At 70.5% G+C, this 9,723-nt stretch carries 15 protein-coding genes; all 15 read right to left on the minus strand.

The features are described 5' to 3' along the window. Positions 1–106 precede the first annotated feature (106 nt). The 15 genes from ABE438_RS17500 to ABE438_RS17570 are packed head-to-tail and all read right to left on the minus strand — an operon-like array spanning position 107 to position 9,709. Entirely contained in the window at positions 107–436 is a 330-nt protein-coding gene (locus ABE438_RS17500; protein ID WP_346503947.1) for a hypothetical protein, read from the minus strand. Further along, positions 433–2,127, minus strand: a complete 1,695-nt coding sequence (locus ABE438_RS17505) for an SNF2-related protein (protein ID WP_346503948.1) — start codon at positions 2,125–2,127, stop codon at positions 433–435. The genes ABE438_RS17500 and ABE438_RS17505 overlap by 4 nt, the downstream gene beginning before the upstream one ends. Next, on the minus strand, positions 2,124–2,525 hold the full coding sequence (locus ABE438_RS17510) for a hypothetical protein (RefSeq protein ID WP_346503949.1): 402 nt from the start codon (positions 2,523–2,525) through the stop codon (positions 2,124–2,126). The genes ABE438_RS17505 and ABE438_RS17510 overlap by 4 nt, the downstream gene beginning before the upstream one ends. A gap of 2 nt (positions 2,526–2,527) precedes the next feature. Continuing rightward, positions 2,528–2,659 carry a hypothetical protein gene (locus tag ABE438_RS17515; protein ID WP_346503950.1) on the minus strand — a complete coding sequence of 44 codons (132 nt, stop codon included), beginning with the start codon at positions 2,657–2,659 and terminating at the stop codon, positions 2,528–2,530. Next, positions 2,656–3,363 (minus strand): metallophosphoesterase, encoded by a 708-nt coding sequence (locus ABE438_RS17520; protein WP_346503951.1) that lies wholly within the window; start codon positions 3,361–3,363, stop codon positions 2,656–2,658. The genes ABE438_RS17515 and ABE438_RS17520 overlap by 4 nt, the downstream gene beginning before the upstream one ends. Next, positions 3,360–3,716, minus strand: a complete 357-nt coding sequence (locus tag ABE438_RS17525) for a hypothetical protein (RefSeq protein WP_346503952.1) — start codon at positions 3,714–3,716, stop codon at positions 3,360–3,362. Before ABE438_RS17525 ends, ABE438_RS17520 begins: the two co-directional genes overlap by 4 nt. After that, the gene (locus ABE438_RS17530; RefSeq protein ID WP_346503953.1) at positions 3,713–3,946 is read right to left on the minus strand and encodes a hypothetical protein; all 234 of its coding nucleotides are present in this window, start codon (positions 3,944–3,946) and stop codon (positions 3,713–3,715) included. Before ABE438_RS17530 ends, ABE438_RS17525 begins: the two co-directional genes overlap by 4 nt. Continuing rightward, positions 3,943–5,763: a ParB/RepB/Spo0J family partition protein gene (locus tag ABE438_RS17535; protein WP_346503954.1), complete on the minus strand. Its 1,821-nt coding sequence runs from the start codon at positions 5,761–5,763 to the stop codon at positions 3,943–3,945. The genes ABE438_RS17530 and ABE438_RS17535 overlap by 4 nt, the downstream gene beginning before the upstream one ends. 13 nt (positions 5,764–5,776) lie before the next feature. Next, positions 5,777–6,478, minus strand: coding sequence for a helix-turn-helix domain-containing protein (locus tag ABE438_RS17540; RefSeq protein WP_346503955.1), 702 nt, complete (start codon positions 6,476–6,478; stop codon positions 5,777–5,779). Continuing rightward, positions 6,475–7,920 (minus strand): hypothetical protein, encoded by a 1,446-nt coding sequence (locus ABE438_RS17545; RefSeq protein ID WP_346503956.1) that lies wholly within the window; start codon positions 7,918–7,920, stop codon positions 6,475–6,477. Before ABE438_RS17545 ends, ABE438_RS17540 begins: the two co-directional genes overlap by 4 nt. Then, positions 7,917–8,090: a hypothetical protein gene (locus ABE438_RS17550; RefSeq protein ID WP_346503957.1), complete on the minus strand. Its 174-nt coding sequence runs from the start codon at positions 8,088–8,090 to the stop codon at positions 7,917–7,919. The genes ABE438_RS17545 and ABE438_RS17550 overlap by 4 nt, the downstream gene beginning before the upstream one ends. Then, the gene (locus tag ABE438_RS17555; RefSeq protein ID WP_346503958.1) at positions 8,087–8,779 is read right to left on the minus strand and encodes a GcrA family cell cycle regulator; all 693 of its coding nucleotides are present in this window, start codon (positions 8,777–8,779) and stop codon (positions 8,087–8,089) included. The genes ABE438_RS17550 and ABE438_RS17555 overlap by 4 nt, the downstream gene beginning before the upstream one ends. Before the next feature lie 3 nt (positions 8,780–8,782). Next, a complete protein-coding gene (locus ABE438_RS17560) occupies positions 8,783–8,962 on the minus strand; it encodes a hypothetical protein (RefSeq protein WP_346503959.1) in 180 nt (59 codons plus the stop codon). Beyond that, on the minus strand, positions 8,959–9,432 hold the full coding sequence (locus ABE438_RS17565; RefSeq protein WP_346503960.1) for a hypothetical protein: 474 nt from the start codon (positions 9,430–9,432) through the stop codon (positions 8,959–8,961). Before ABE438_RS17565 ends, ABE438_RS17560 begins: the two co-directional genes overlap by 4 nt. Positions 9,433–9,445: 13 nt before the next feature. Continuing rightward, positions 9,446–9,709 carry a helix-turn-helix transcriptional regulator gene (locus tag ABE438_RS17570; RefSeq protein WP_346503961.1) on the minus strand — a complete coding sequence of 88 codons (264 nt, stop codon included), beginning with the start codon at positions 9,707–9,709 and terminating at the stop codon, positions 9,446–9,448. Positions 9,710–9,723: the final 14 nt, after the last annotated feature.

Here is a 9,723-nt window from a genome sequence, read left to right on the forward strand (position 1 = left end):
CTCCAGGCGCCGTGCGTCGGGCCGAGGTCTGCGACGATCATCCAGCCGCGCCTGTGGTAGGCGTCGACCTCGGGATGCGGCACATAGCGGAACAGGCCGGTGCGGATCACGGCGCTAGTCTCCCGGCCTCGGTCGCCGCAGGCAGCGCGATCCCCAGCCCGACCGCGAGCTCCGGCCGCGCCCGCAGCGCCTCGGCGATCGTGGCCGCCATGGCGAGCGCCAGCGCCTGGCGTCTGACATCTGACAAGGCGGGCCCGAACAGGGGCGGCTCGCGCGGCACCTCGCCGGCGCTGAGGCTCAGGTGACGGGAGAGGTCCTCGCGCGCGGCGAGCAACTCCAGCTCGTTGATCGAGAAGGTCTCGGCCCTCGCGGCGCGCTCCAGGCGCGTGGCGAGTTCGGCGAGCCCGATCGGCCCGGTGGCGGGAAAGGCGCTCACGGTGCTGGCTCCCGGTGCTTGCTGTCAAGGTAGCGTTGCGCGAGCAGGCGGATGCGCGACTCGTTCGAGTAGGTCTCGGCGACGCCGGCGAGGGGATCGACGATGCCGCGGGCCTGTGCCTTCTTCAGGCCGTTGACCTCGATGACGAGCGGGTCGGAGCCCGAGCCGCTGACGAAATAGAGCGCGTCGATCTCGTCCGCTTTCTGGCCCGGCCGGTCGACGCGGCCGACGAGCTGCTCATAAGTCGCGGCCGTCCAGTCGAGCTCGCCGATGCAGACGGTCGCGCAGCGGTGTTGCAGCCCGTCGAGCCCCGAGCCCGAGCGCAGCGAGATGACGAACAGGTCGGTCTCGCCGGCCATAAAGGCGGCCTTGGCACTGTCCTTCTGCGCCGGGCTTTCCGAGCCGGTGTAGAGAACCGGCCGGAAGCCCGCGAGCTCCGTCAGCCAGATCTCGTAGACGTCGCGGTGCCAGCCCGCGAGGATGACCGGCGTGCCGGCCTCGAGCAGGATGCGGACATAGGCCGCGACGCTTCTCGCCTTGGCGACGCCGGTGACCATACGCGCGAAGGCGTCGAGCTCGCGTGCCGCCTGGCCGCGATCGACGAAGGAGCCGCTGACGACGCGCATGGCCAGCGAGCGGGCGAGCGCTTCATGCTCCTGTTCAACGGCCTCGTCGCTCTCGACATCGATGACGAGGCTGTTGACCTTGCGCCCCTGCCGCCGGCGCCTGATCACCACCTGCATCTCGCGCAAATAGGTGCCGAGCGCGTCCGGGTCGCGCACCACCCATTTTCCGCTCTGGCCGCTGCACCATTCGCGAACGAAGTCCTCCCAGTCGCCGAGCAGGCCCGGCGCCAGGAACTCCAGGATGTTGAAGATCTCGGAGCCGTAGTTGAAGACCGGCGTCGCCGACAGGCCGAGCCGCAGCTGCGCGTGATCGCAGAAGACCTTCGCCGCCCCACCCTTGGCCGTCTTGGAGCCGTGCCTGAGCTCCTGGATCTCGTCGAAGACCACCGCCTTGAAGAAGCCGGTCGCGGCGATGTCGGCCCAGCCGCAGATGTTCGAGTAGCGGAAGATGTAGAGATCGGCCGGCGGCAGGTCGTAGGGCGTGCGGCCCTCGACGATATGGGCCCGCAGATGTGTGAAGGGGGCGATGAACTCCTTCACCCATTGCGAGGGCAGATGCGCCTGCACGACGATCGCCGCCGGCAGATGCTGCGGTGACGAGGCGAGTGCGCCGAGCGCGACCAGCGTCTTGCCGAGCCCGACATCGTCCATGCAGAGCAGCCGGCCGGTGCGCAGCAGCAGCGCGACCGCCTGAGCCTGGCCGTGATAGAGCGCGCGGCCCTCGCGCAGGCCGTGGCCGGGCGGCGGTGTCCACTGCGGCAGCAGGATGGCCTCGATCTCGTCCCGACTACGCTGGAAGCTCGCCTTGCCCGTCCGCAGCCGCTTGCGGTCCTGCGCGCTCATCGCCATCGGATAGCGCTGGGTGAACCAGTCGAGATCGGCGCAGACCTCCGGCGTGTCGCGGAAGCCGAAGCTCTCGACCTGGTCCTTGCGGATCGCCGGGAACATCGCCTTGAGCTTCAGCGCGACATGGGGCGGGGCGCCGGACATCACCCAGCGCCCGCCGAGATGGGCGAGCTCGCCATAGACGGCCGTGGCCTGGGCGTGCCGGGCGATCGCGTTCACAGCCAACCCCGGCCGAGGCTCGCGACGAAGACCGGCTTGCCGGCGATCGTGGTGGGCAGGCCCATGGCGGCATTGGTGGCGAGGACCAGCGCCTGGATCGAGTCGTGCGCGCAATAGCGCTGGCATTGCCGGAAAATCGCCCTGCGCTGGCCCTTGATCTTGATCTCGACGCCGACGCCGTCGACGAGGAAGTCGATGATGTCGCCATCGCCGAGATTGTTCTCGCGCAGCGCGAGCCCGCAATGCTTCAGCAGATGCGGCTCGAGCGCCGCCTGCAGCGCCTTCTCGTCTGAAAGCGGCAGCCGCAGGCTCTCGATCAGCCGGACGATGGCGCGCGCGCGGGCGCGGGCGATCAGCATCCCCGCGCCTCCGCCAGCCTTCATGTTCGGCGTGGTCATGGTCATGCTTCTCCCTCGTCGCGAAGCTGCGCGCGAAAGCCGATGACAACCTTGGCGATGAGGCGACCGGTTTGCCTCGGGGCATTCACGACGGCCATGATCAGCAGCAGTAGAACGGCGAATGCTGCGCTCACGCCGGCGCTCCCTTGACCTCGAGAGTGCGGATCGGCCCGCCAGCGAGCGCGTCGTCGAAGACGCCGACGACGAGGCGCCCGGTCATCCAGGCGAAGGTGTCGAGATTGGTCCGTCCGGAGAACAGCAGCGGCCCCTGCGCATGCTGATGGTGGCCGTGCACGATATGGCGCTGGCCGTGGCCGTCCTCGCAGCCGTCGGGGTAGAGCATCCAGCCCATCCGCTCGTCGTCCTGTCGATCGAGCGGCCGCGCCGGATCGACGCCTGCATGGACGAAGACGCGATGGCGATCGACATGCAGGCGCGGCAGGGCGGCGAGCCAGGCGAGATGCTCGGCCGGCACGTGAACGACGGCCGATGCGATGCTGTCGCCAATCCGCGCGCCATAGGAGAGGAGCGTCGCGCCGCCACCGTTCGGCATCCACCAGCGCCCGGCGAGCCCGGCGTCGCGGGCGCAGGCGAGCATGATGTCCTCGTGGTTGCCGCGCAGGCAGATGCGTCTGATCCAGGGCGGCAGCGCCGGATCTTCCATCAGCCATTCGAGCACGCCGCGGCTCTGTGGCCCGCGGTCGACATAGTCGCCGAGATGCACGATCGTCGCCGGGCGGCCGGCGCTGTCGGCCGAAATCGCGTCATAGGCCAGCTCGAGCAGGTCGAGCCGCCCGTGCAGGTCGGCGATCGCATAGGTGAGGGCGGCCGCCGTCATGCCTGCACCGTTTCCGGCGCCGCCGGCGCTCCACCGAGCATCGAAGCGAACACCGAGATATCGGTCTCCTCCTCGACGAGCGGCCGGAACTGGCTCGCGAGCCAGTGCACGATCGCCGAAAGCGGCCCGTCGCGCTGCTGGACCGGGATCTCCCAGAAGTCGAGATAGATCTCGCCGACGCTGACGATGTCGCTGTCGGGCGAGCCTCGACGTGCGCTGCGCACCGTCAGGACCTCGCCGATCATCGGCTGGCGGGTCGGGACGGCATAGCCGCCGCGCTCGACCGCGAACCAATCGTCATCGATGCAGACGCAGCGCGCGCCCGGCACCGCCCAGTGGAAGGACGCGGTCATTCCGTCTCTCCTGTGGAGGCGGCGGAGGCCGCCACGATCGCCGCATGGGCCGCCAGCACCATCCTGCGATAGAGCGCCTTGACCTTTGCTTGTTCAGTTCGCCACGGCTGCTTGGGCGGGAAACCGGGGTTCGATTGCCGCAGAAGGTCGTGAAAGGTCGACCAGGCGGCCTCGGCCGCGGCCTCGAGCTGCCGGCCGTCGAGCATCGCTGGGATGCTGACGGTTTTCATGCCGTCCCTCCCGCCAGCGCCTCGTAATGCACCGTCCGCAGCGGGCCCGGCAGCCAGCCGGTCTCCTCCGCGATCGCGGTCGCGGTCTTGGCGAGTTCGTCCTTCTTGCCGGCGATCGCCCAGCCTTTCGCCTCGTGCGCCGCCGCCTTCGCGACCTTGCCGGGCGCCCGGGCGAAGAACTCGGCCGGCAGGAAGGCCTCCGCCACGGCCCCGCGGAAGGCGGGTCCGTCGAAGGCGCCGATCAGCGCGTCCCGGCCGGCGGGGAGCTTGCGGTCGATAGAGCAGGTGAGGGCGGTGATGTTGAGCGCCCCGCCGATCGCCCGGGCGAGCTCGGTCAGCAGCGCATGGCGGTCCAGCGCGAGGCATTCCGCGAGCCGAGCCTGGAAGGCTGCGTTCCGCACGGGCGGCTTGCGCGCGGCCGAGCCGTCGAGCGTCACCTTGAACGGGTTGCCCCAGCGCGAGGAAGTCAGGGCCGCGACGGTCGCCGCGAGGGCGAGCTCGGGATCCTGGACGAGGCACTGCGCCACCGCCTGGCCGAGCTGCTCGCTGAGATCCTCGACGAGTGCCTTCGACAGGCCGTGCTCCGGCTCTGCGTCGTCAGCTTCGGCTTCCTCGCCTTCCGGCCCGCTATGGGCGCTGGTGCCGCGTTCGTCCTCGCCGTCATCGTCATCGTCATCGTCGCCGGTGGAGTCGGCCTGCTCCGGCCGCAGCCGCAGCGTCGAGAGTTCGACCTCGCCGTTATGGCCGATATCGACCAGCACGCCCGAGGCCGCCCGCGCTGCGGGCAGGGCGGCTGCGCGCTCGTGCAGGCCGCGCTTCGCCTTCCAGGCCTCGCTTCCGTTGCGATCTCGGCCGGTCAGCAGCTCCTTCTCTAAGGGAGATGCGAAAGGCAGCAGGTCGAGCGTGCCGTAGCTGTAGTGGTTGCTCGATCTCGGCTCCGCCCAGGCCCAGCCCTGCTCGGTGACGAGCGCGGCGCAGATCGCGGCGATTTTCTCATGCGCCAGCCGCTCCAGGATCGCCGGATCCTCGACCAGAACATCGTCGCCGAATAGATTCTCGGTGAGCGCGCCGCCAGCGGCCAGATAGGCCTCCCGGCCGACGAAGCGGAAGCTGCCGGATTCAGCGCGCGTTCGCTCGCCGCGCAGGACCGACGCCGCCTGCCATTCGTTGAAATGGCCCTTGTGCTCGGTTGCGACCTTGAGCGCCGCGCGCTGCACGTCGTGGCTCTCCGACATCGTGAAGAGCTGCGCCTGTTCCTGGCCGATTTTGCCGTCGCGCCAGGCCTTGCGGATTTCGGGGGCGAGGCGGCCGAGTGCCAGGCGCTGGCGCACCGCCTTTTCGGTCAGCCCGAACCGGTCGGCGATCGCGGCGACGGCGAGCCCCTCCTCGACCAGGCCGGAGAAGGCCTCGAACTCGTCGACCGGGTGCAGCGCGACGCGCATGACGTTCTCGGTCAGCGAGATCTCGTGCAGCTCGTCTTCCTGCGCGAGCGTGACCCAGACCAGGTGATCCTTCGGGATCTTGCCCTGCTTGCGCAGCAGCTGGAAGGCGCGCAGGCGCCGGTTGCCGGCGCCGACCCGGTAGCGCTCGCCGGTCTCCGCGACGACGAGCGGCTGCAGCAGGCCCCGGTGCAGGATCGAGGCCGCGAGGCTGGCGATCTCCGCCTTGGTCGCGGAGGTGCGGACATTGACCTGCCCGCCCTCGTCGAGGCGGTCGAGCGGCACGGTCAGGCGCGGTGCCTGGGCCTGCCCGGCCTCGCTGTCGCGCGGCCAGGGATCTTCCGCGAAACCGTTCGCGGCGGTTGCTGCGTCGCTCATGATGTCAGCCTCATCATCTGGGTTGCGGGGCGCCAAGGCGCTCGAGCGCCGTGGCGAAGTCGTCGAGCATCGCCCGGTCCGGCCGGCCTTCGGCCAGCCTGGCGAGAATCTGGCGGCGCAGATCGGCGACGCCGCCGATGCGGTCGACCCGCGCCAGCCCTGCCGAGACCGTGGTGCGCTCGCGGTTCATCCAGCGGCCAATCTCCTTCGGCGCCGCCGGTGTCAGCTGCTCGGCGAGCCATGCGAAGGACTGACGCGCCCTGGCTTCGCGCGCGCCGCGGCCTTCGCCGGTGAAGGAAGCCAGCGACAGGCCGAAGGCCTTCAGCACTGCCTCGCGCACCTCGGCGAGGCTGGCGGCATCGACATGGCCAGGTTCGCCCTCACGCGCGGCGAACACCCGGGCGAGGCTGGCGGCGACCTCCGCGATCGGGCCGTTTATGCGCAACCCGCGCGCCGCGATGCCGATCCGCGCGAGGAACAGGGTCTGGTTGACGAAAGCCGGATCGACGCCGAGCGCGGCGGCGATGTCTGCACTGCCGAGCCCGGCACGCCGGCGCATCAGCCATGCCGCGAGCCGCCGCACCTGCAGCACGCCGGGGTCGGGCTCGACCATGGCGAGGCGTTCGGGCGCGACGCCGCAGGTCGCGAGCGCGAGCGCAGTCATCTCCGCGATGCGCTTGCGCGGCGAGCCTTGCGTCTCGGGTTCCCGGCTCATGGCGCAGCCGCCCGGCGCAGGCGGATGCTCTCGCCGAAGTGCACGATCTCGATGCCGATGCTGGAGAGGTCGTCGGCCCATTGCTTCAGCACGGCCTGCACGGCGGCCGGGCTGCGCGCCCCAGCCCGTTGTGCGACCGAGGCGGCCGGCAGCAGCGCACCGGGTGACAGCACCTGCAGGATGGCGTTGACGAGCGGAAAGCCCTTCAGCGTCCCGCGCGGCCCGACGATCGTCATCGCGTCGACCGTGACGATGTGGTCAGCAGCAGGCGCGGGCGCTGTCTCTGCAGTCTCAGTATCTGGCCCCGGTCGCGCCGGCCGCACGGCGCTGTCGCTTGCGCGACGGACTGTCCCCTTTTCCGCCGGTGGAGAGACCGGCGGCGGGGCGGGGGGATCTGCGCGATCCGAGGCGGGAGGACTGGCCTCGGGCTCGCCGGCGACTTCCGTTGCCCGTTCGGGCGAAACTACCGCCATGGGCGCTTCGTTGGCCGTCTCGGCCGAATTCTCCAGCGCAACCGGATCGACGCCCATGCTGGCGGGCTCCCCGGTTGCGCGCCCAGTTACGTCGGGTTGCTGCTGTTGCGCTACGTCATGATCGCCTCCTGCATTGGCCGGCCCAGCTGCCGGCTGGGGATCCTTGCTCGCCGGCGCCTCCCCGATCGGAGTGACGTTTGCGACAGGCATGTCGGTCGCGTGCCGCGCGGCTTCGGGCGCGACTTCGGCCGCCTGCGGCGAGAGCGGGACCGGAGGCGTGCGGCGGCGGTCGTAGCCGTCCTGGAAACGACGACCACCGGCATCCTTCGCCGCGCGGATCAGGTCATAGACATCATCGACGACGACGCCGGTTAGTCTGGCGATATCGCCATAGGTGAGCTCGGTCTTCGCCCAGAGATACAACACCCGGTCGGCGATCGTGCTGGAGCTCCAGCCGACGATGTTGGGGCGCGCTTGATCGCGGTGCACGACGGCAGGATCCGCTTCGGTCGTGTCGACCAGCAGGCCATCCTCGGCCGCGAGATCTTCGGCCCGATACGCGTCTTGCTGGATGCACGGCTCGTCCTGCGTCAGGCGACCGCGCGCGAGGTCTCCAGCCCGTGCCCGCTCGTCGCCGCGCTGTCGACCCTGCCGAATGAACCAGGAGACGGTCTGCGCACTGGTTTCGACGAGGCGGGCGATCGCCGGATTCGACAGCGCCGTCGTGCCGTAGAGCTGGAGCACGCGCTCGCCCTTCCGGGCGTCGGTCGCGGTGTCGTCCTGGCTGTTCTCGCCTACGGTCTCGCCAGCCCGGTCGGGCCGCTCGCAGTGGGCCGCCGCCTGCTCGGCCAGTGGCGCGCCGTCGAGAACGTGCAGCAGCACCGCCTCGGGCGCGAGGCCGCAGCGCCGGCCGAGCGAAACGATCCGCGCCAGCATTGCACCGACGCCGTTGGGCAGCACGGCGTTCACGGCGAAGGCTCCTGGTCGGTATTGTCGACGCTCTCGGCCCGCAGGCGTCGGCAGTCGTCGAGCAACCGGTCGGCCTGCGCCAACCTGAACGCCGCCAGGACCAGCAGTGCAATTCCGGTCCCCAGCACCAATGCCGGCGGTAGCAGAACGGCGATTTCGAGCGCGGTCATGCTGCCCTCCGCGCCGGCTTGTCGAGGTTGGCGAGGGCGGAGAGGTCGGCCCTGCGCTCGGTCGCCGCGACGGTGAACCGCTTGCGATGGGCCTCGCACCACGAGGTCGGCTGGAGTTCGGTGATCCCGGCACGCTGAACTCTGCGCCATTCCACCGGCGCCCCGCAGACGCGCTTCTCTCCGATCGCCGCAGCGTCCCAGCCCGGCATCCAGGCGGCGCAGTGCTTCGTCGGGTCGCGCTCCAGGAAGCGCACACCCGGATTGAGCCCGCCGTTCGCGTCGACCTTCGCCTCGAACGCCGCGATCTCGGCCGTCCGCTCAGCTTCAGCCGCGTCGAACAGCGGATCCAATGTGCGGGCCGGGCGGAAATCACCCTCACGCCGGCGCCGCTTCGGCTCGGCCGGAGACGGCGACGGGAGCGGTGAACCGGATGGGCGCGCAGGGCGCGTGGCTTTCCCGGCAGAGAGCGGGCGCTTCGGCTTAGCGACCGTCACGTTTGGCCGCGGGCTGGTCCGACGCGGCTCGGCAAAGCCCTTGCGCCGCGCGCGGCCGATCAGCGCATTCTTGCTGCGCCCGGTGCCGAAAACGGCGTCGAGATCGCTCGCGATGTCCGCGTAGCTCGCGCCACCGGCGAGCGCGCGGCGCAGGAAGTCGTCTTCTTCCTCGGTCCAAATCGTCAGGCAGGTCATCGCTCAGCCCTCGCGGTCGTGGAGTTCGGGGCCCTCGCGCTCCGGCGCGATGCAGGCCAGCCAGGCTCGGTGCTTTTCGCGGGCGAACTCGGCGGCGTCCTGGCGCCGCTTCCAGATCATCAACCAGCGAAAGGCCCGCCAGGACGCGAAGGCGACCCACAGATCGGCAAGCGCCGGCCTCATCGCGAATGCGCCAGCGTCTCGTCGAGCTCGGTCCGCAGCGCCTGCAGGCGCGCGGTGAGATCGTCGACGTGCTCCGCCCTCATCGCCACGGCCAGCCAGTCCGGCGCTCCGCCGGCGACCGGCGAGGGCCCGAAGCAGGCGACGAGCAGCGACGGCCCATAGGCCGTGGCGAGCCACAGCAGCGCCTCGCCGCCGGGGGCGGAGCCACGGTTCAGCCATTTTCGCACCTGCTCGACGCTGATGCGTCCGCGGCAGCGGGCGGAGACCGCCTCGGCGGTCTTGGTCGGATGCAGGCGCCTGAGATAGGCGGCGAGCCGCGCGCTCCAGTCCGGCGCGACCGTGGCGCGGGACCTGCGTCCTCGGCCCGGGGCCTCGCGTCCGGCCACCGCGGCTTCGGGTCCGCCCCGTCGCTGCCAGAACGGGCCGTCGGCGCCATCGCCGTCACGGAGCCCGAGCATCATGTCCGTCATGGTTCAGCCCTCGTCAGGTCGAGATCGCCTCGACCGTGGTCAGTTTCTGCCTCGAGCCGCGCGCGGCTCTCGCCGCGGCGATGCAGATCGCGATGAATTCCTGAGCCGAGACAGCGCCGCCGGTGGTCTCCTCGACCTTGGTCGCAAGCGTGACGCTCGGGTTGCGCTTGCCGGCGATCGGCCGACTCAGAGTGCTCGCCGCGCAGCCGATGCGCGCCGCCAGGCGATTCAGGTTCTCGCCGGGGTGGTCCGCGAAATACTGCTCGAGAGCGTTCATGGCGGACACTTTGC

It is taken from the genome of Allobosea sp. TWI1241 (genome assembly GCF_039673065.1).
Classification (GTDB): Bacteria; Pseudomonadota; Alphaproteobacteria; order Rhizobiales; family Beijerinckiaceae; genus Allobosea.